The organism is Paenibacillus sp. CECT 9249 (assembly GCF_918697855.1).
Classification (GTDB): Bacteria; Bacillota; Bacilli; order Paenibacillales; family Paenibacillaceae; genus MSJ-34.
Window position 1 is genome coordinate 49,922 of sequence record NZ_CAKKLI010000021.1, and the last position, 21,502, is coordinate 71,423.

The following is a 21,502-nucleotide window of genomic DNA, read 5'->3' on the forward strand; positions in this document are numbered from 1 at the left end:
ACGTTAACTTATGTGAAAGGTGTGGAAATGCATGGCTAACGAAACGGTGAGAAATTTCGTCAAAGAGGCGCTCAGCAACGAAGCGGACGCTCTACTGAGCATCAGCCAACATATCGGAGAAGAATACGAAAAGGCCATCGACCTGATTGCCGCATGCCAAGGGAAAGTCGTCGTGACCGGGATCGGGAAATCGGGGCATATCGGCAAGAAAATCGCCGCTTCTTTATCCAGCACGGGGACGCCGTCCTTTTTTGTGCATTCGGCGGAGGCGGTGCATGGAGACAGCGGGATGATCGACAAGCGGGATGTCGTGATCCTGCTGTCGAATAGCGGGGAGACGCAAGAAGTGTTGAATCTGCTGCCGATTGTCGAAAAAATCGGGGCGGCGCGGATTGCGATTACGAAGAACGCCGACTCCACGCTTGGCCGGCGAAGCGATGTCGCCTTAACGTATCATTACCGGCAAGAAGCCGACCATCTCGGCCTGGCTCCCACGACCAGCGCTTTGCTGCAGCTTGCGATCGGGGACGCATTGGCTGTCGTGCTGTGCCGGATGAAGGGCTTTTCCAAAGAAGACTTCTACTTGTACCACCCGGGAGGAAGCTTGGGGCAACAGTTGTCGAAAGAAACGAAACAGGCGTAATGCACGCCGTAACTGGGGGAGACGATATGGGGATTTTCGTGTTAGGCAGCTTTATGATGGATTTGGTCGTTCGCGCCATTCGGGCGCCGGAGGCCGGGGAAACCGTAATCGGCGAAAGCTTCGGCCGGTTCCCGGGCGGGAAGGGAGCGAATCAAGCCGTTGCGGCGGCCCGTCTGGGCGGGAAGGTGATGATGGCGGGCAAGCTAGGGAGAGACATGTTCGGCCAAGAGATGCTGTCCGCCGTACAAAGAGAACATGTCGATACGCGACATATTATAAGCATGGACGATGTGCCTACCGGCATCGGTTCCGTCGTGCTGGATCGTTCCGGCCAAAATCGGATTATTGTCGTGCCGGGCGCGAATATGAGTTATACGCTCGATGAAGTGAATCGGCTTGAGTCGGATATTCGGCAGGCGGATCTATTGATCATGCAGCTCGAGATGGAGCTGTCCGTCGTCGAGAGAGCGGCCGAACTGGCGGCGTCCCACGGCGTTCCTGTGATGCTCAATCCGGCTCCCGCGCGGCAATTAAGCGATGCATTGCTGCGGAACGTCAGCTATTTGACGCCGAACGAGTCGGAACTGGAATTGCTCAGCGGCATGCCCGTCCGCAATATGAACGATGCGGAACTCGCCGGCCGCAGTTTGCTAGCCAGGGGAGTTCAATGCGTCATCGTGACGTTGGCGGACAAAGGCGCGTTGATCTGCCATCGAGGCGGATGCCAACATGTGGAAGGATATGCCGTCGAGCCCGTCGATACGGTAGCGGCCGGCGATTCGTTCAATGGCGCGCTGGCGGTGCAGCTCGTGCAAGGGGTTCCGCTGGCCGAAGCGGTTCGGTTCGCTAACGCCGTCGGAGCGTTAACCGTGACGAAGGAAGGGGCCATCCCTTCCTTGCCGACGCTCGGCGAAGTGGAGCGGTTTATGAATGTGAAGGCGGTGGAGCAGCCGTAACGGATGGCGAAGGCTTCCCTTATCCTGACGGGAATGATGCCCAAGGATAAGGGGAAGCCTCTTCTTTGCGATCGGCAACGGCGATCGCGAGCACATGCCGCCGGCCTCGACTACAGCTCGCGCATGTTTAACTGGGAAGCTGCACCGAACCGAACGGAGCGCCGTACCGCGCAGCCCCCGGTTTTCCGCCGCCCATCGCCGCGAAAGCTTGCACCGCCGCATTGGCAATCTCGATGTCCTGGGCGCTCGTTCCGCCGCTTACGCCAATACCGCCCACAATACGCCCGTTGACCGTTAACGGGATGCCTCCTCCCAAGATCGTCACTCTACCGAAGTTGGTCGTATTGATGCCGAACGTAGGACCGCCCGGCTGCGCCGATTGCGCCAAATTGGCGGTCGGCATCTGCATGCTCACGCTCGTCCACGCTTTGTTCTTCGAAATTTCAATCCCGGCGATTCGCGCATTGTCCATACGAAGAAAAGCGACCAAATTTCCCCCGTCGTCGACAATGGCGATATTGCTGGACAGTCCCATCTGACGGGACTTTTGTTCGGCAGCAACCAACAATCGCTTAGCCGTTTCCAAAGTAAGCTTACTCAACGATCTCACTCCTTCCTCATACTGCTAAAGAATATGATGAAAACGCGGAAAGGGTGAATGCGGAGGGAGGGATAGCGGGTACGCATTTTTCTTGGGTCAAAACCTTCCGCATTTGTGACCGCCATTTGCGCCATCTAAGGCAGCGAATGCGTTCTCTTTATAAGAGAAATTGGATATTGCTTACTTTGGCGTTCTCTGCTATATTTTTTTGTAAACCACAACTTTACCGGTAAAGTTGTGAAGATGAGGCGTTTCAATGCGAACCATGAAGCAACAACGCGATTCATTCGCGATACCTTCGTTAGCCAAAATAGAACAGGAGGGCGATGCCCGATGAGCCAAAAAAAGATTTGGAACGACGCCGCGGACCCATTTGTTAAAAGTGTGACGTATGATTGGTTGGGCCCTTATGAGCCAACGTTGGAGAGACAGGAGCTAGACGGCCGATTGACGCATGTTACGCTGTCGTTCTCGTTGGAGGAGCAGGTGCCGCAGGACGACTGGCAGTTGCAAATCATGCCGGCTTTTGCGCCGAAGTTTCACTGGGCTCCGCATCTTACGCCGACGGACAATCATATAATCGATCAACATTGTTTCCGTTCCCCGGCGCTTATCGTTCACGACGAACGGCAATGGTTGGCGGTGATCCCGGATCTGGATCTGCTGGCAGCCGGCACGCCGGTCAGGTGGTATATGGATATGGACGCAGGCCGGAATATGCTGACGCTTGGCATGAGCAATTATAAGGTAACGGAACATGTGCTGTTTGAAAAGGCTGAGGGAGCGGTATATCCGCCCGGGGAGGTTCGCATCGGATTTTATATCATGAAATGCGATCTCGATTCCATTGCGAATCCGTGGCGTCCGGTGCTTGCGTTTTTGTGGGACCGCTGGGGAGGGAAATTGTTCCGGCAAGGGGCTCCCAAGGTCGCGCCGCTGGAACGGTATGTGGAGCATACCTATCGCTGGGCTTTCGAAAACTGGGCGGACAGCGTCTGGCAAGAGTTCGAACTGGACGGCGTCAAGGTAGGGGCGCCCGCGTTTATCGTCGACGTATCCCAGAGCCCGAATTATCCCGGCATTCCGAGCGAGCGGGAAGCGCGGTCGATCTGGAACCAGGCGTGGTTCAACTCGTTAAGATCGGCGCAAGGGTTGTACAGATATGGAACAAGCAAAGGCAATGAAGAACTCGTGCGGCGCGCGCTCATGACGAAAGAGCTGGCACTGGCGGCGCCGCTGTCCAATGGCGTATTCCCCGCCGTGATCGGGACGGAAATGGAAACGCTTCAGATCGACGGACAGACCGTCAACCGCTCCAAAGGCTGGGGCACTTCCTTCTGGGGCAATTCCAATCGCAACCCGATTCATCCTTGGGGTTCGCTCCGGGATGCGCCTTATCATGTGCTGGATATGAGCTGGACCGCGCTGTTAATGCTGCGGTGGTACGAAGAATTGGAACGGGACGAACGGTTGCTTGCCTATGCGGAGGCGTATGCGGAGAGGTTGCTCGCTTTGCAGGACGAAAAAGGTTATTTCCCCGCATGGCTGAACAAGTCGACGCTCGAGCCGTACGAGATCTTGAAAGACTCGCCGGAGACATCGTTGTCCGTCACCTTTTTACTCAAACTGTATGAAATGAAAAAGGACGGTAAATATTTGACTGCGGCCTTGAAGGCGATGGATATCGTGATGGCCGAGGTCGTTCCGGACGGGCGGTGGGAGGACTTTGAAACCTACTGGTCTTGCTGTCCTTACGGAAACGGTCGGGTAGGTTCCAAAGTGCCGCGCAATAATATGTACAAACAATGCAATTTTTCGATCTACTGGACGGCGGAGGCCTTGCTGCAATGCTATCTTGCGACCGGCCGGCAGCGATATGTATCGGTTGGGGAGCGATGTATGGACGAACTGCTAATGACGCAGGCGTCTTGGCAACCGCCTTATATTTATGTGGAAGCGCTGGGCGGATTCGGGGTCATGAATTGCGACGGAGAATGGAACGATTCGCGGCAAAGCCTCTTCGCCGAATTGATCGTCCGGTACGGGATCGAGCTGGACAGAACCGAATACATCGAGCGGGGAATCGCCGCCTTGCGCGCCTCTTTCGTCATGATGTATTGTCCGGAGAACGAGAAGACCAAAATCCAATGGGAGAAGGCGCATCCGTTCTTTACCGAACGCGATTACGGATTTATGATGGAAAACTACGGCCACGAAGGTGCGACGAATCCGGAAGGGCGCGGTATGGGGCGATTCACCATCTACGATTGGGGAAACGGAGCCGCCGCCGAGGCGTATCTTCGCATGCGGGAACGGTACGGCGACGTGTTGAGGGAGCGTTACGGGCAATCGCTTTCGCGCGGGGAGGAGCGACGATGATACGCCAACTTGCGCTCGTCGCGCTCGTTCTCGGCTTGGCCACAGCCTGCGCGCCGCCTGCAACCGGCCCGTTGCCCGGCGAAGGAAGCGTGGCAAGCGATGCGCCGTTTATTCTGAAAGGAATAAGCGGTTTGACGAAGGTGTCGCAGTTGACAGGGGAGGAATCTCCGAACGATACGACCCGCTACGATGTGTACGGCACCGATTTGGGATCGATGATCAATTTCCAAGGCAAAACCTATTTCGTCTTCGGCGATACGTTCGGTTACCGTCCGCCAGGCCATACCGGCGCGGGCGGCTCCGATTGGCGCTCCAACGTCATCGCCGTCAGTTCCGACAACGATCCGTCCGACGGCATGACGATCGACCGCATGATTGCCGATTACGGGGATCACGCGAAAGAAGTCATCCCTTCGTTGAAAGCCGATCATCGGGAAATGACGACGATACCGACCCACGGCATTGCCGCGGGCGATAATATGTACTTATATTTCATGTCCGTGAAACATTGGGGCGATCCCGGACAATGGGAAGCCAACTATGCGGGGGTATCGAAGTCGACCGACGGAGGCGAGAACTGGGAGGTGCTTGAAGGCCTCCAATGGCCGGGCGACAGCAATTTCGTTCAAGTAAGCCCGTATGCGGTCCAATTGGACGGCGGCCGGACGGACATTTATTTCTGGGGCATTCCGGCCGGGCGGTTCGGCGATGTGAAGCTGATGAAAGTGGATGAGAAAGAGATTGAAGACCTGAACGCATATCGGTACTACGCCGGGACGGACGACAAGGGGAAGTCGGTATGGTCCGAGTCGATGGACGATGCGGCGTTCGTCGTGGAAGACGATGAGAGCGTGGGGGAACTGTCCGTCGTCTGGAATCCTTATCTGGAGCGGTGGATTATGACCTATCTGAAGGAAGGGACGGGCATTGTCATCCGGGAAGGAATCGAGCCTTGGGGGCCGTGGAGTCCGGAGATGACGCTGGCGGATAAAGACGAGTATCCCGGGTTATACGCTCCTTTCATGAATCCGAAGTTTACGGAGGACGGCGGGAGAACGATCTATTTTACCTTATCGCTGTGGGAACCTTACAACGTGTTCTGGATGAAGGCGACACTGGAAAAATAACAAGGGAGCGTCCGCGGACGCTCCCGGCACCTGTTCAGAAGGCGAGGATTTATGTTGTACGATTTACAACATAAAACCCTGTCGCTAATTGACAATTATGCCATTGTTGTAAAATTTACAACATATTGGGGTCAAACAGGAGATTCTGCCCTTACATCTCCCGATTTTGTTGTACAATGTACAACATTGCGCTCCATTCTGTCCTTCAAACTCTCAAAATGTTGTACTACGTACAACTTGTGTACGATCATTCTCTCAAACAGTCCATTTGGAACAGTTATGAGGTCCGATCGGAGCAGGGGAACCCGGCCGCGGTTGGAGGGGTCCCCATCGAAGCGGGACAATTCGGCCTCGGTTGGCTGGACTCCAATGCGGGCGGCTCCTCGATTCAACCCGGCGGAGCTCCGGTCGAAGCCCTGATCGCCAGCGCCGGCTCCAGTTTAATTTGCGCTATTTCGGATTTCGGGACATTTCCTTCGATCTTGTCGATCAATAGTTGGCAGGCTTTGCGCCCGATTTCTTCAATCGGGGTTTCCACCGTAGTGAGCGGCGGGTCCAAAATTTGTCCCAAATAAACGCCTTCGTAACCTGCCACCGAAACGTCTCCGGGAATGCTCAATCCAAGTTGCTTCAAGATCATATAAACGGAGGAAGCGAGCACATCGTTGCAAACAAACAGGGCGGTCGGCCTGTCCTTGCTCCGCATCGCGTCCACAAATTCGCGGTTCGCGTCGACATAGTTCGTTAGGTCGATCTTGCCGGTGCGGAGATCCATGGCGAACGGAATCGATCGGACCGTTTCGGCGGCAATGCCGTACTCTTCGAGCGCGGCTATAAAGCCTTTCTTGCGGTTAACCACTTCGCTGGAACGTTCCAGATATTCGTCATAGACGAAGGCGATCTCCCGGTGCCCGAGCTCAAGCAAATGCTGCGTCATCCGGTATCCGCCGGAAACGTCGTTGCATACGACGTAATCGCTGTCGAGCTCTTCGAAATATTTGGTATAGAGTACAAAAGGAACGCCGTTTTTTTTCAACGTTTTGTACGGGTGGACGGAAAGGCAATGGAATGCCAAGAAACCGTCGACCATCATGTTTTGGTATTTCCGAATATAGGACGATTCAAGATTCGTATCGCACTCGGAAGGGGCTACCGACAGGGTGTAGCCTTTCTCAATGGCGTACGGTATGGCGCCACGGACAATTCTGTTCTGATAATCGTCGTGCAGCGAGCCGCCGATTAACAAGGCAATCGTATACGATTTGCCGTTGACGAGCCCCTGGGCGAACCGGTTCGGCGTATATCCTAGACGGCGGGCAACCTCTTTCACGCGTTCGATCGTTTCCTGGCTAACGGAAACGTCGTCCCGCATTGCGAGCGACACGGCCATTTTCGAAATACCGACTTCCTTGGCGATATCGTCCAGCGTCACACGCTTCTTCATCAATGTATCCCTCGCTATTTACTTTATCGATAAAACTATATAGAAAAAATGAAAAAAAGTAAATCTGAGTACGAAAAAAATATAATTGCGCCTCAAGAATGAGTCACGTATAATAACTTTACCGGTAAAGTAATAGATAAAAATGTAAACGCACTCATTATGTTATTAAAACCTGTGAGAAGGAGGCATACCATGAACACATTCAATGGACTGGACATGGGATTAGGGAATTTGACGCGTCTGTCGAACGCCAAGACGAGATCGATCAGCGCGGAAAATTTCACCGGGGAAAAAGGAAAGGCCGGCATGGCCACGGAAGGAACGGGGGCGCAATGCGCCCGGGATCTCGGACAAGGGTGGAAGATCTCCCCTTCCGTCGAGATCAAGGCGGGAACCGAGTTTGTGCTGGCGGACATTGTCGGGCCGGGTGCGATTCAGCACCTATGGCTTACCTGTTTCCCCAACAGTTGGCGCCATATGATTCTGCGCATGTATTGGGACGGGGAAGAGACGCCTTCGGTGGAAGTGCCGATCGGCGATTTCTTCTGCAACGGCTGGTGCGAGCGAAGCAATGTGAACTCGTTGCCGATTGCCGTCAATCCGGCCGGGGGAATGAACAGCTATTGGGTCATGCCGTTTCGCCGCAGCGCCAAATTGACGGTGGAGAACCGGATGACGGACCATGTCGTGCTGTATTACCAGATCGATTACACGCTCACCGAAGTTCCCGCCGATGCGGCTTACTTCCATGCGCAGTGGCGCCGCAGCAATCCCGTCAAGTATAAGGACGTGCATACGATTCTGGACGGTGTCAAAGGCAAAGGCCATTATGTAGGCACCTATATCGGCTGGCAAGTCAACAATACCGGATGGTGGGGCGAAGGGGAGATCAAATTTTACATGGACGGCGACAAGGAATTCCCGACGATCTGCGGAACCGGTACGGAAGATTATTTCGGCGGAGCGTGGAATTTCGAACAACCGGCGGGGGAATACGGTCTGTACTCCACTTCCTTCCTCGGTCTGCACCAGGCGATCAAACCGGACGGACTGTACCGCAGCCAACAGCGGTTCGGCATGTACCGGTGGCATATTATGGATCCGATCCGTTTCGAGGAAGAGTTGAAAGTAACGATTCAAGCGCTCGGATGGAGAAGCGGAGGCCGCTATTTGCCGCTGCAAGACGATATCGCGTCGACCGCTTTCTGGTATCAAGCGGAGCCGCATGCGGCCTTCATGCCGCTGCCGGGCAACGACGGGCTTGAAGTGATATAAGATCATACATTGCGGGGGCTTCGCTCATCGCCTGGCGGGATTGTACCTCGGGGCGACGGAAGCCCTCGCTTCCTCATTTCCGCCCAATGGACGGTAAGTGCCATGCACACAAGGAAGGGAGGAATCCGATTATGTTCCATTCGTTGCGGGCCCGCCTCATTATAATGTTTTCCGTGCTCCTCATGATTCCGCTCGTCGCGATCATCGGAATCGTGATCAACGTCTCGACCGACGTCATCGGCAAATTGATTCGCGTCTCCACTTCGCAAACAATGAATCAATATGCGGAATACGTCAATTCCTTGACCGGCCGCGCAGAGGAAGTCGCCGAACAGGTATTGGCCAGCGAAACGGCACAGGATTGGATTGTCTTGCAACAAGAGCGCAAGCGCGCTTCGCAGACGGAGTTCGCGAGCAATATGAAGATGCAGCAGTATTTATCCGCGATTTCCAGCAACCATTCGCAAATCGAATCGGTGGCCGTTTTTTTCGAGGATTGGTACGGCATCTGGTCATTTAACGACGAGTATACGCAGAAGGACTGGTACGTTGCCTATCAACAAGATCGCGTTCGGTGGACGCCTTCCCACTATGACAGAGATCAACCGTCGATTTCCATGAGAACGCTTCCAATCAATAGTTACATTCATCCGCTGACCCAATTGGATACGTTGACGAATGTCGGCCTGATCAAAGTAAATATCGCGACGGAGCAAATACAGAGGCCGCTCGACCAGATTCGCCTAGGCGATACGGGGCGCGTGTATTTGCTGCAGTCGGACGGGAAGCCGGTGCTGGGCCAAGACTTGGCGCAACATTTGCCTGTTCTGCAAAGCGGATTGGGCGAAATCGAGACGGCGCATATGGCGAAGGGCGGGGATACCGTCCGCATCGTCGACGGGAAGGGCGAGCCCTATTTATTGTTTTACCGCAAATTGGACGCCGCGGGCTGGATCTTGGCCGGCGTCGTCTCGGAGGGGGAACTGTTCGGCAGAATCGCGGGTATCCGAAGACTGGCGCTTCTCTGCGGCGGGGTATCGTTCCTGGCGGCCGTTCTGGCCGCCTACTGGCTGTCTGCGGGGATTGCCAAGCCCCTGTCCAGATTGGCGTCCTCCATGCGCTGGGTGGAGAAGGGCGATTTGGCGAAAGCGGAGAACCGCATGCCCGGCGTGACCTCGCGCTACCGCGAAGTCGATTTCGTCATCTCGATGTTCGGTCGCATGCTCGCGCGCTTGAGGGAGTATATCGAGCTCGAAGTCGAGCTTACGATCCGTAGAAGGGATGCGGAGTATAAAGCGCTCCTCCTGCAGATGAATCCCCATTTTCTCTATAACACTTTGGAAGCGATCGGCTCGCTCGCCGTTCAGGGACGCGATCGCGACGTGTTGAAGGTGACGGAATCGCTCGGCTTGATGCTGCGGTATTCGCTCAAGCTGGACAGCGAGTTCGTGCCGTTGCAAGAAGAATTGAAGTACGTCCGGTACTATGCGGCCATTTTGACGCAGGTATACGGGGAACGCATTCATATGTCGGTCCGAGACGAAACGGGAGCAGCGCAGGCGCGGGTGTTGAAGTTTATTTTGCAGCCGCTTGTGGAGAACGCCGTCAAGTACAGCATGGATTATACGGAAAAGGTGGAGATCGCGCTGACGGTGCGTCCGGAAGACGGAGGCCTGTCGATCGCGGTAAGCGATAACGGGCCCGGGATGAGCCGGGAGCTTGCGCTGCAGCTGATGAATATGCCGGCCGCCGATCGCGGCCAAGATATTCTGAATAGCGAAGGGAGAAAGATCGGGCTGCGGAACGTCATCGCGCGTTGCAGATTGTGCTACGGCGACGGGTTTCGCTTGCAGATCGAGTCGGAACCGGGAGCGGGGACGACGATTCGATTGAAATTGCCTCAAGGAGGGGATTGCGATGTATCGGGTCATGATTGTTGACGATGCCGATGAAATACGGAACGGGCTTAAGCTGAAGGCGAATTGGCGGCAGTACGGGTTCGACGTATGCGCCGAGGCGCGAAACGGGAGAGAAGCGCTGGACATCTTGGCGGAGCAACCTGTGGAGCTGTTGATTACGGACATCCGAATGCCGGTGATGAACGGGCTCGACCTGCTTGCCGCGTGCAGCGCGTCCCACCGGGCAACGAAGCTGGTCGTGCTGTCCGGTTACGACGATTTCCAGTATGTGAAGCGCGCCATGCAATGCGGGGCTGCCGATTATTTATTGAAACCGGTGATCGGCGAGGAACTGGAGAAAGTGATCGTCAAGGTGAAGGAGGCGTTGGATGAGGAGAAGAGGCAACAAAGGGCGGATGCCGGGCTGCACTTGCAATTGTCGAAAAGTATGAGGTTGATCCGGGAGCAGTTCATTCTGCAATTGGCGAAAGAAGGCGCGCCTTCGATCCGCGAAGTCATGGAAAAGGCCGAGCATCTGAGTCTCCGGCATTGGATCGGCGAAGACATGTGCGCCTTCATCGTAACGGTCGAGATGCGGATTCCGGAGAGAGTGAGAGCATCCGCGTTTCGGCCGGATTTGATGCGGACCGCTTATCAGATGGTATGCCGGGAAATCGCGGAGCAATATAAGCAGGAGGCGATCGCTTTCTACGATATGAACTTTCCTTCCATGATGCATTTCCTGCTGCGGCCGGCGCCGGCCGGGACGTCCCCCGCCTCGGACCCGAACCGCTTCGCTGCTGCGGTGCAGAGGGAGGCGAACCGCTACCTGCAAATCGATACCGCAACGGGAATCGGCCGGCGGATTTCGAGCCCTGCGGACATGAAGGACGGCTATGCCTCGGCGCTCTTGGCATGGAGCCGCAACCGGCCGGACGGCGGCATGTCCGTCGCTTCCTCCGTTCCAGCGGAAGAGGAGGGAACCGTACCCGATCAATTGGAACGCAAACTGGGCTTGGCGCTGGAAAGAGGGGAAGCCCGGTTGCTGCCCGGCCTTATCGCCGAATGGCTGTCGCCGAGCTTGCGGCAATCGATGCATTCGTTTTATTACGCCGTCGTGAAGATGATTTTCGTCTTCGATGCCGCGGCCAGGAAATTCCAACTGGAGCATGAGCCGTTTCAAGAGTTGCTGTGGGAAATCAGTCCGGCTATGCGATCGTTCGACGCTTGCGACGAGGCGGCGGAACGGCTGCTCCGCTTCGGGCAAACGATCGCGGAGGCCGTTCGCCGGCAAAAAGCGTCCAACGGCGAAGAGATCGTGGCCATGGTCCGCCGCGAGATCGAGGAGAATTACGGGTGCGGGTTGAGCCTGACGGCGCTGGCCGACAAATATTATATCAATGCCGCCTATCTGTCGGATTTGTTCCATAGGCAAACGGGGATAACCTACAGCCAGTACTTGTTCGACATCCGCATGAGGCATGCCGGGCGGCTGTTGCGGAACGGCGATTTGCGGATTCACGATATCGCGTCGCTAGTAGGATTTACCAACACCGGTTACTTTTGCACCGCCTTCAAGAAGCAATTCGGCGTGAGTCCCGCGGAATACCGAAAAAACCAAAAAAATGAAAACATAATTGCCAAAGACAGCAAATATCCGCTCCGGCGCAGGATGATATGATGTGTTTACCTGATACAAATACGGTTTGAAGGGAAGGGGACGCATATGAAGAAAACCGCAAATATCTTCAGTCTGGCGATGGCCGCCGTACTGATTCTGGGCTTGCTCGCCGGCTGTTCCGGCAGTCCGGGCCAAGGTGCGGGCACGAAGGAGAACGGCGCAGAAGAGGCGAACGGGACGAAAGGATCTTCAAACGATAAAGTCACGATTACCTATTGGCGTCACGACAACGAGTCCGAGGTCAAGGCGCTTAAGCAATTGATCGCCTCTTTTCAACAAGAGAATCCGAATATTACGGTCAAGATGGAGATTATTCCTTACAGCGACTATGAAACGAAAATCCGCACCGCGCTCGCCGGCGGAGGCGCGCCCGACATTATGGGCGTCGACGGCCCGTTTATCGCCTCGTACGCTCATCAGGAAGCGATCGTTCCGCTGGACGAATATTTTGCGGAGGACGGCGATTTCGACGATATCTCCAAGCCGGTCCAGCAAAGCTTGACGTATAACGGCAAGGTATGGGCCGCTCCGTTAAACGACGCCAGCGTGGCGATGTTCTATAACAAGAAATTGTTCGAAGAACAGGGCATTCCGCTGCCTTCGCAAAACCCGGACGAAGCGTGGACATGGGAGCAAGTATTGGATGCCGCCAAGAAAATCAACAATCCCGCCAAGGGCGTTTACGGTTGGGACCCGGCATGGGGGCTGGGACCGGGAGAGGGCTCGGCTTTCGTCAAGATGACGTATCTGTGGCAGGCGGGCGCCGATATTCTCAGCGAAGACGGGAAGACGGCCCAAGGGCACTTGAATGCCCCGGAGGCCAAGCGGGCGCTGGAATTTTTCAACGGATTGTATAACGACTCGAAAGTGGCCGCCAAGGAGCTTCCCCCCGACGCGTTCGAATCCGGCAAAATGGGCATCATGATGAACGGCCCTTGGCATCTGCCGTATCTCGAAAGCCATTTCCCGAATTTCAAGGATTGGGCCGTGGCGCCGCTCTGGAAAGACAAGGAGCAAGTGACGCCGATGGGCAGCTGGAATATGGCGATCACGAAGCAATCGAAGCATCCGAAGGAAGCGTGGAAGTTTGTCAATTGGGTTACGGGCAAGGAAGGAGCCAAGGTATGGTACAAGGAGACGAAGAATCTTCCCGCCCGCCTGTCGGTAGCGGATGCGTTCCCGGAGCTGCAGGAATATCCGCTTAACATTTGGGTGAAGCAGTCGTCAACGTACGCCAGACCGCGCCCGGTATCGCCGGCGTATCCGGCGATCAGCAAAGCGATCACCGAAATGTTCGACGCGATCGTTCTGGGCAACCGCAATGTCGACGATGCGCTGACCACGGCAGTGGATAAAATCGATAAAGCGATTGCCAACGTGAAGTAGAGAGAAGTTTGAGTTCGTAAGGGGAGGGCTTAGCCGAATGCGAAGTTCGAATGCCAAGCGTTCCCCTGTCGAACGTTCGAGAGAGGAGGTTTGCCGTGCGTACGACGAGAAGAGCAGGATCGCCGCGCATGTTTTCTTATCAACGGCAGGAGGAATGGTCCGCTTATCTGTTTATTATCCCCGCTGTCGCCAGTCTAGCCGTTTTTACGTTTTACCCGATGATATCCGCGCTGATCGTCAGCTTTCAGGACTTTAACCTGATCAGTCCGAATTCCTATTTTATCGGGCTGGATAATTATATCGAACTGTTCAAAGACCGCCAGTTTCTGGACAGCCTCGTTCACTCGTTCCATTTCGCGATCGTCGTCATTCCGGTACAGACCGCGATTGCGCTCGGCCTTGCGCTGCTGGTGCAGAAGACGGCGTGGTACAGCGGTTTGTTCCGCACGATGTATTTTTTGCCGGTCATTATCGCGGTCGGCGTCGCCTCCACCGTGTTTCGACTATTGTACAATCAAGATTTCGGATTGTTGAACGGGGTCCTGAAATGGCTCGGGCTTCCGACAGTTAGCTTCCTGTCCGATCCGAGCGTCGCGATGTATGGTGTCATGATTCTGGGGATGTGGAAGGCGGCGGGATTTTTCATGATCATCTTCTTGGCCGGACTCGCCAATATTCCGAAGGATGTCTACGAAGCGGCTCAGGTGGACGGGGCGACGAAGGCGGCGATTTTCCTCAGAATTACGTTGCCGCTGCTGCGCAAGACGACGGCTTTCGTCGTCATCATTACGACGATCGACGCGATCAAAATATCGGGGCCGATCTTCATTTTGACGAACGGGGGACCGGCCGGTTCCACCACGACGGCCACCTATTTTATCGTCAATCAGGCGTTCGACCAGTTGCGAATGGGGTACGCCACGGCGGCTGCGATGATTCTGTTCCTGATTGTGTTATGCATCTCGATCTTTCAGATGAAGTTTTTCAAATCGGACGACGAATCGTAGGGGGGGAGACTTATGAATCAAGGACTGTTGCGCGCGGCAAAGCTGCTGGTCATGGCCGTGTTGGCTTTTGTCGCGCTGCTGCCGATCGTCTGGATGATTCTCGGCTCGTTTCGCAGCCATGAGGAAATTTTCCGGTACTCAAGCGAGTTGGAATGGAGGACTTTGATTCCGGTCCAGTGGACGCTGGACAACTACAGGGCCATCTTCACCGACGCGGTCAAGCCTTTCGGGCGTTTCATCGCCAACACGCTGACGGTGGCGGCGCCCGTAACATTGTTGTCGCTGTTTTTCAACTCGCTGGCCGCCTTCGCTTTCGCCAAAATGAAATTCCGGTTCAAGAAAATCATCTTCGCCGTGTTCCTCTCGGCGCTTGTCATTCCGGGCGAGGTGACGCTCGTTCCCACGTATTTGACCGTGAACCGTTTCGGGTGGATCGATACGTATACCGCCTTGATCGTGCCGGCGATCGTCTCGGTGTTCAGCGTTTTTCTGCTCGTCCAGTTCTTCTCCGATATTCCGCGCGAGCTGCTGGAAGCCGGGCGGATTGACGGGGCGTCCTGGTTCGGCATTTATCGGCAAATCGTCTTGCCCGCCTCCGTGCCGGCGCTTGTGACCCTGGCGATCATCACGTTCCTGGGCCAATGGGATTCTTACCTGTGGCCGCTCGTTGTCATTAACGACCAGGACAAACAAATGCTGCAAGTCGCGATCGCGGCGTTCTCCAACGCCCAGGTGACGGAATGGGGCCGAATTCTGGCCGCCGACACCGTTAGCTCGATCCCGATCCTGATCCTGTTCGTCTTCTTGCAAAAATACTATGTCCGCGGCATTACCATGTCCGGCATTAAAGGGTGAGCTTGGCGACTCGATCGACGTCCTCCGATAGGAGGGCGGTTTTTGCTTGGGGAGGGTGGGCTGTTTAATTCGAACGCGTCGGTTCCTTTTTGCGATTCGGCCTATCATCGTAACTCTTTATGAAGCCTTCTGTCGATATCCCTCTCGCTCAGTCGGTTAAGGTACGAATCATGGGACTGCCTACTACTGGATTGAACAAATTTACATATCAAGCAAAATAATGAAACGAAACAAGGGCGTTACTTACCAGTATGCGACGGCTTTGATGAAACGTATCGGCATCGGCGACAAGACCAACGGGTTCCAAGGGCAGGGAATCGCTCCGGACTGACCCGGCTATCGAATTGCGGTCAGACCGCAAGCAACCGACCTTTCTGAACGAAGGGGATTTCGGCAAAAGGAGGAGAACGATTACCCAAATCGGCTTGGGAACAACAAATGCTCACCCTAGCCTGGCCGAGCCGGAAACATCATGGTTCCGGCTGAGCGGCGCTTTCTAGTTGCAGATCCGTATACGCTTGCTTGATGTGATGCAGCGCTTCGCCATGTTTGACGATGTTGTTGCCCAGTGTGGCCAGTGCGAACAATAGAATGAGGACGAGCAGCGCCGTTTTGGCGATTCCGCCTTTCAACCGGTTGATGAATGTTGCGCCAAGCAGGAAGATGGCGAAAAGGAAGTGGCCGGCGTACAAATACATATCGTACTTGAACGCTCTTAGACCGAAACCGACGACGATATGCAGCAGCAGGGCGAATATAATAAAAGATGCCAGCACCCACGCTTCCCGCGTCTTGATTCCCCGGATGAACCCGAGCAAAGCCAGAATCAATAGAGCAGCGCCTATCATATGCACGTAAAAAGGGTAGGGACGAGCCAGATCGGTTGCAACGGCGACAATCCCCGGATCGATCATCGCGACATCCGGCGTGAGCACAGGGCTGACGCCAAGCATATAGAAGGCCTGCCAATGATTGACGAACGAGAACGGAGCGACATAGCTGAGGCCGCCACTAGCCAAGGTAGCCGTCCAACTGGTAACCCAGGAACGCCCGTCAAAGACGAGCCATTGCAGCGCCGTAAACGCGACGACCAGCAGCAGGGCGACGGCAACAACCGAACCGAAGGCTTTGAACGTCCGCTTGTCGCGGCGGGCGATGCCGTTGAAGAGCATAGCGCCCGTTAACGGCACGATATTCGTCGAGGTCATGGCAAAGTTGACGAAGGCCAGCGATGCGTATGGGCCCGTTCGGATGGTTGGAGCTGCTGATTCCCGGCTGTATTGAAAATAAAGGACGGACCAAATGAGCATCCATTGCATGTAGGGATAAGAGTCGGGGATCATGGCCGTAAACAAATTATACGAGCTGATGCCGAAAAACGCGGCAAACCCGATCGCCAGTACATTGCCCGCTTCGCTGTTGCGCAAGTAATAATAGATCAGCACCGCGCCAAGCGCGTTGACGGCCGATTGCAGCACGAGAAAAAACAGATTGCCTCCCCAATGGGAAGCGATATAGGCGAGCGAACCGGCCAGAAAGTTCATTAGCGGATGAATGATCGAAATATTGTAATACCCATAATACATGGACGGATCGAAGTTGAACAAATTCAGCATAAACGGCGCCCCGTAGAACGGATTATGCTCCGCCAATACCGCCGCATTGTCCTTGATGAACGCCAGGAACGGAAGATCCATCGCGATATAGAACACAGTAAGCGCGACGAATAACGCTAACGCTTTGTAGTTATCTTGTCTGTTCCGCAGCAAGTATCCGAGAAATTTCATCGTTACCACCCATCGTAGAAAGTTTTTTTTATAGAATTAATAAGAGCAGCCCTGAAACGATGCAGGCGACGCCGGCAATTTTGAACATGCCGATCGTTTCTTTGAAAACCCATTTGGCGAGCAGCAAGGCCCAAATAAAGGTGAGCGCGTTGGCGGGCATCACGACAGTATAGGGAAGCTCTCTCAGCAAATAAATATTGAGAAGGGCGCCTAGCCCGTAGAACATACAGCCAATTAACAAGGTGACGATCTTGCGATGAAGCGAGAACTTTTTGAAGAAGACGCTGCCCAGCGCACCGAACAAGGTCATGACAGGGAGCAAGAAGAGCGGCAGATTACTTATCATAGGATGTCAAAGTCACCCCGATCCCGAGCAGCGCGACGGCCGCCGCCTTCTTCAACGTAATGTCTTCCCCGAGAAAAAGATCGCCGTAAACGAGCGCAAAAATATAGCTGACGCACATAAGCGGATAGGCGACGGACAGCTTCTCCAGCGCAAAAGCTTTGATCATGAACAGCGCTCCTGCGCCATAACATAGAAAGCCGACGGCCATATAGATCAGGTTCGCATGCCCCCATTTCCAGAAGAGCTGCCCCGTAGCTGTGAGAAAAGCGGACACGATCATCAGCATTTTGCCGGTATGGCGGCGGTTTAACTTTTCCATCGTAGTTCCTCCAGTTCCGGACTGTATTGATTGATCAGGTACCGGTTCTTCACGAGCAGGAACATCGGCATATCCGACAACGAATCGGAGTAAGCCGCGGAATGCTCATAATCGATCCGGATGCCGGCTTCTTGCAAGTACCGATGGATACGTACCGCCTTCTCATCTCCCTTGCAATTGCCGCCTACGATGCGGTTGGTATAGCGCCCATTGCTGCAGGCCAGCTCGGTTCCGATCACCTCATCGACGTCAGGCAGCTTTTTGAAATATTTCATGTAGGCGTGCGGAGAAGCGGTCACGAGCAGCACATGACAGCCGCTTTCTTTCCTGCGTTTCAATTCTTTCCGTGCGTCCCCGTATAGATTGGGTTCCAGGACGGAGTCGTAAAACTCCTCCAGCTCGGCTTCGCTGAAGAAGCGGATGGCATAGAAGAAGGAAGCCTTCACCTCCTCCACCGAAATAAGGTTAAGCTTATAAAGCGCCGTTTTCCATCCGATTGCCAATAAGTTGAATGCGGTCAACGGCTTCTTCCTAATCCCGTACCAGACGAACTGAAACATCGAATCGTTCCGAATCAACGTTTTGTCGACATCGAATATAGCCACTTTCTTCTCCATCATCCTCTTCCTTCTATCTCATAATCTTCCATCCCTGCGCTTGCATTGCTTATTCGAAGAACGCCAGAATAAACACGACGCTGACGACATAGAGAATCGCGGTAACCAGAATATGCTTGTCCTCGAACAACACCCGATCCGGGGAGCCGCCCTTATGCTCGATATGAATGAGATAGAGATACCTGAAAATCCCGTAGATGACCAAAGGGATCGTCCACATCAAATGGATGGTGCGTCCGGACGTAAAAGTAAACAAGGAATAGCTGATAATGGTCGCTGTCGTCACAATGCTGTTGAGTTGATCCAGCAAGGCGAAGGAATACTTCTCCAGCACTTTGCGGTGCGTGCCCTTGCCGATTTCCAGCAGGGACAGCTCATGCCTTCTCTTGCCGATCGCCAGAAACAAGGACAGCAGCATCGTACAGATGAGAAACCAGGGCGTAAGCGGGACATGAATAACCAGTCCGCCCGCAATGGCGCGCAATACGAAACCGGCGGCAATGACCATCATATCGACAATGACGACATGCTTCAGCGCGAAAGAGTAAGAGACATTGAGCGCAAAATAGACGACGAGCACCAGGGCGAACAACGGATTGAGAAACCATGCCGCGATGAATGAACCAAGCAGCAGGACGGCGCCGAACGCCAGCGCGAGCCGGGGATTCAGCGCCCCGGACGCCATCGGGCGATTGCGCTTCACCGGATGATTGCGGTCGGATTCCCGGTCCGCGTAATCGTTCAGAATATAGACGCACCCGGCTACAAAGCTGAATAGCAAGAAGCCTGCGATCGAATCCAGCACTTTCACGAGATTGATCGAGGTAAAGGAAAACAGCAGCGCTGCGAAAATGAGCAAATTTTTCGTCCACTGATGCGGTCTTAACTGCAGGAACAGGAGCCGCGGTTGGTTGGCTTGATTGGTCATGGCTGTTTGCACGGACGATTCCTCCTTAGCTGCATTAAATTGATTCTACTAGTAGACGATTCAACCATAGAAAAAGTTTATATTATTTTCGATAAAAATAATCAACAGATTTGTCATTGGAAAAACATTGGAAAATTGGAAAAATCAATGGCTTGGAGGGGAAACGCGAAGGTGATATAATCTTGAACGACTTCTGAGAAAGGACTAACAATGAAGTGAACGATGTACCGCTTAATCAACGCAAATTGCTGCAGCCCGTCCGCAAAGCGGAGACCGGCCGCGTTCCGCTATTCTATTGGATGGCGATATTGTTTCTATTGAAAATGATGCTGCTTCGCCACTTCTTTCACCAGGAAATCGTATGGACCCGTCTGGCTGCGGATGCTGCCGCTTTGCTGGCACTGTTGAGCCTGGTCGAGCTCGTGACGCCGATGCGGCGGAAGGCGATCGCGTATTGGCCTTTGAATGCGGCCTATTCGCTCGTATTATTCGCGGCAACGCTATACTTCGAGCATTTTAATTCGATTCCGACATACACGGCTTTGTATGCCCTGCATCAAGTTGGGCAAATTACATCTAGCGTCATAGAGACGATTCAACCTAGCAACTTTTTGTTTTTTGCGGATCTCATTATTGCTGTGCTAGTATGGATGTTCTGCAAAGTTCGCCATTCCCGGCTGCCTGCGAGCAAATCCGTCAATAAAATCGGCTTGCTGATTGTATTTATCGCAGGTTTGGCCTTGTCCGCCCGCTTCATTCAGGCAGGCATGCCGATTCAGAACGAGCTTGCCGCGGCGGAAAAAGAAGGCTTCTTAAACTATCAAATTACCTCGGCCATCAAGAGCGCGAAAGACCATAGCATCGCTGTGACGGGGAATCCCGATGAAATCGCGGAGGAAATCAACCGATTGCAGTCCTCCTATCCCTATACGGCCAAGAAAAGGGAGACGCCTGCCTACTTCGGCGCCGCGAAGGGCAAGAACGTCATTATACTCCAATTGGAGTCGTTCCAGAATTTCCCGATCAATCTGTCGGTGGAAGGGAAGGAATTGACGCCGGTCTTGAACAAGCTGGCGGCGGAAGGATTGTATTTTCCCCATGTGTTCCAGCAGATCGGCAACGGCAATACTTCCGATGCGGAGTTTATGTCGAATACGTCCATCTACCCGACAGGCAAGATTGCCATGTCAACAGGGTACGGGGACCGCAAGCTCCCTAGCCTGCCGCGGCTGCTGCGGGAGAGGAACTATGCAACGAGCACGTTTCATGTGAACGATGTGACCTTCTGGGATCGGGACAAGCTGTATCCGGCGATCGGTTTCGATCATTATTACGACAAGCCGTTTTATAATGACGATAAGTTCAACAACTTCGGCGCTTCGGATGAGGAACTGTATCGGGTCGGCGTCGACCAATTGGCGGAGACGAGCAGGCAGGGCAAGCCGTTCTACGCGCAGTTCATTACGGCCTCCAGCCATCATCCGTTTCTGGTGCCGGAAGACCGCCGCAAGATCGCCCTGCCGGATGCGATGAACGGAACGCAGCTTGGCGATTATCTGTACGCGGTCCATTACACGGATTATGCGATCGGCACGCTGATTGACCGGTTAAAGGAGAAGGGATTATGGGACGACACCGTCCTTGTCATTTACGGCGATCACTATGGCTTGCCGCCGGAGCAGAACGATCCGCAGACCATTCGCGATTTGCTCGGTATTCATTATGATTCGCAATTATCCCGTTTTAATATACCGTTGATCATTCATATGCCGGGCGGCGCCGAGGGCAAGACCGTCGAGACCGTGGGCGGGCAGGTCGATATGATGCCGACGCTTGCCAATTTGCTGGGCATTTCCTTGCCCGACGAGCCATTCACGGCGTTCGGCCACGATCTGCTGAACATCGATAAGAACGTAGTGGGGATGCGTTATTATTTGCCGACCGGTTCGTTCTTCAACAACGACGTTTTGTTCGTTCCGGGAACAGGTTTTGAAGACGGCGAAGCCATCTCGATCAAGACGCAGGAGCGGGTCGCCGATCTGACGCCGTACCGCGCCGATTACGAGTATATATTGAAGCTGATGGAGCTGTCCGACCGGTATGTCGGGTCGCTGCCGAAGCGTTAATGTGCAGCCTATAAGCTCTGCTGTGACGATCGTCATGGCGGGGCTTTTTTACATTGATTTGCGGAGTATTTGATTGAAGGATGATATACTTTATACCAAAGCATCAGAGAACATGGAAATGCACTTT

At 54.2% G+C, this 21,502-nt stretch carries 18 protein-coding genes; 11 read left to right on the plus strand and 7 right to left on the minus strand.

Annotated elements, in window-relative coordinates; genetic code table 11:
• The first annotated feature begins 31 nt into the window (after nucleotides 1–31).
• Nucleotides 32–643, plus strand: coding sequence for an SIS domain-containing protein (locus LQ229_RS15625; RefSeq protein WP_216540695.1), 612 nt, complete (start codon nucleotides 32–34; stop codon nucleotides 641–643).
• A 26-nt stretch (nucleotides 644–669) separates the two neighbouring features.
• The gene (rbsK, locus tag LQ229_RS15630) at nucleotides 670–1,599 is read left to right on the plus strand and encodes a ribokinase (protein ID WP_216540694.1); all 930 of its coding nucleotides are present in this window, start codon (nucleotides 670–672) and stop codon (nucleotides 1,597–1,599) included.
• 127 nt (nucleotides 1,600–1,726) lie between these two features.
• On the opposite strand, the gene LQ229_RS15635 is transcribed toward rbsK, so the two are convergent.
• The gene (locus tag LQ229_RS15635; protein WP_216540693.1) at nucleotides 1,727–2,200 is read right to left on the minus strand and encodes a heme-binding protein; all 474 of its coding nucleotides are present in this window, start codon (nucleotides 2,198–2,200) and stop codon (nucleotides 1,727–1,729) included.
• A 333-nt stretch (nucleotides 2,201–2,533) separates the two neighbouring features.
• Between LQ229_RS15635 and LQ229_RS15640 the strand changes: the two genes are divergently transcribed.
• Both LQ229_RS15640 and LQ229_RS15645 read left to right on the plus strand, forming a co-directional pair.
• A complete protein-coding gene (locus tag LQ229_RS15640) occupies nucleotides 2,534–4,579 on the plus strand; it encodes a glycoside hydrolase family 88 protein (RefSeq protein WP_230192231.1) in 2,046 nt (681 codons plus the stop codon).
• The gene (locus tag LQ229_RS15645; protein WP_230192232.1) at nucleotides 4,576–5,706 is read left to right on the plus strand and encodes a DUF4185 domain-containing protein; all 1,131 of its coding nucleotides are present in this window, start codon (nucleotides 4,576–4,578) and stop codon (nucleotides 5,704–5,706) included. Before LQ229_RS15640 ends, LQ229_RS15645 begins: the two co-directional genes overlap by 4 nt.
• 388 nt (nucleotides 5,707–6,094) lie before the next feature.
• Here the strand turns inward: LQ229_RS15645 and LQ229_RS15650 are convergent, their stop codons facing one another.
• Nucleotides 6,095–7,150 (minus strand): LacI family DNA-binding transcriptional regulator, encoded by a 1,056-nt coding sequence (locus LQ229_RS15650; RefSeq protein WP_216540690.1) that lies wholly within the window; start codon nucleotides 7,148–7,150, stop codon nucleotides 6,095–6,097.
• A 192-nt stretch (nucleotides 7,151–7,342) separates the two neighbouring features.
• Between LQ229_RS15650 and LQ229_RS15655 the strand changes: the two genes are divergently transcribed.
• From LQ229_RS15655 to LQ229_RS15680, 6 genes are all read left to right on the plus strand, one after another.
• Nucleotides 7,343–8,425, plus strand: a complete 1,083-nt coding sequence (locus tag LQ229_RS15655; RefSeq protein ID WP_216540689.1) for a glycoside hydrolase family 172 protein — start codon at nucleotides 7,343–7,345, stop codon at nucleotides 8,423–8,425.
• Between the two features lie 131 nt (nucleotides 8,426–8,556).
• On the plus strand, nucleotides 8,557–10,365 hold the full coding sequence (locus LQ229_RS15660; protein WP_230192233.1) for a sensor histidine kinase: 1,809 nt from the start codon (nucleotides 8,557–8,559) through the stop codon (nucleotides 10,363–10,365).
• A complete protein-coding gene (locus LQ229_RS15665) occupies nucleotides 10,343–12,004 on the plus strand; it encodes a response regulator (protein WP_230192234.1) in 1,662 nt (553 codons plus the stop codon). The genes LQ229_RS15660 and LQ229_RS15665 overlap by 23 nt, the downstream gene beginning before the upstream one ends.
• 45 nt (nucleotides 12,005–12,049) lie before the next feature.
• Nucleotides 12,050–13,390, plus strand: a complete 1,341-nt coding sequence (locus LQ229_RS15670; RefSeq protein WP_230192235.1) for a sugar ABC transporter substrate-binding protein — start codon at nucleotides 12,050–12,052, stop codon at nucleotides 13,388–13,390.
• Between the two features lie 95 nt (nucleotides 13,391–13,485).
• Entirely contained in the window at nucleotides 13,486–14,397 is a 912-nt protein-coding gene (locus tag LQ229_RS15675; protein ID WP_230192236.1) for a sugar ABC transporter permease, read from the plus strand.
• 12 nt (nucleotides 14,398–14,409) lie between these two features.
• A complete protein-coding gene (locus LQ229_RS15680) occupies nucleotides 14,410–15,252 on the plus strand; it encodes a carbohydrate ABC transporter permease (protein ID WP_216540685.1) in 843 nt (280 codons plus the stop codon).
• Between the two features lie 470 nt (nucleotides 15,253–15,722).
• Here the strand turns inward: LQ229_RS15680 and LQ229_RS15685 are convergent, their stop codons facing one another.
• The 5 genes from LQ229_RS15685 to LQ229_RS15705 are packed head-to-tail and all read right to left on the minus strand — an operon-like array spanning nucleotide 15,723 to nucleotide 19,249.
• The gene (locus tag LQ229_RS15685) at nucleotides 15,723–17,039 is read right to left on the minus strand and encodes a DUF6080 domain-containing protein (RefSeq protein ID WP_230192237.1); all 1,317 of its coding nucleotides are present in this window, start codon (nucleotides 17,037–17,039) and stop codon (nucleotides 15,723–15,725) included.
• 28 nt (nucleotides 17,040–17,067) lie between these two features.
• Nucleotides 17,068–17,385, minus strand: coding sequence for an EamA family transporter (locus LQ229_RS15690; protein WP_216540683.1), 318 nt, complete (start codon nucleotides 17,383–17,385; stop codon nucleotides 17,068–17,070).
• Nucleotides 17,375–17,704, minus strand: a complete 330-nt coding sequence (locus LQ229_RS15695) for an EamA family transporter (protein WP_216540682.1) — start codon at nucleotides 17,702–17,704, stop codon at nucleotides 17,375–17,377. The genes LQ229_RS15690 and LQ229_RS15695 overlap by 11 nt, the downstream gene beginning before the upstream one ends.
• The gene (locus LQ229_RS15700) at nucleotides 17,692–18,324 is read right to left on the minus strand and encodes an HAD family hydrolase (RefSeq protein ID WP_356710955.1); all 633 of its coding nucleotides are present in this window, start codon (nucleotides 18,322–18,324) and stop codon (nucleotides 17,692–17,694) included. Before LQ229_RS15700 ends, LQ229_RS15695 begins: the two co-directional genes overlap by 13 nt.
• A gap of 46 nt (nucleotides 18,325–18,370) precedes the next feature.
• Complete coding sequence (locus LQ229_RS15705; protein ID WP_230192249.1) at nucleotides 18,371–19,249, minus strand: decaprenyl-phosphate phosphoribosyltransferase; 879 nt, start codon at nucleotides 19,247–19,249, stop codon at nucleotides 18,371–18,373.
• Between the two features lie 215 nt (nucleotides 19,250–19,464).
• Here LQ229_RS15705 and LQ229_RS15710 point away from each other — a divergent pair, with 215 nt between their 5' ends.
• The gene (locus LQ229_RS15710) at nucleotides 19,465–21,375 is read left to right on the plus strand and encodes an LTA synthase family protein (RefSeq protein WP_356710958.1); all 1,911 of its coding nucleotides are present in this window, start codon (nucleotides 19,465–19,467) and stop codon (nucleotides 21,373–21,375) included.
• Nucleotides 21,376–21,502: the final 127 nt, after the last annotated feature.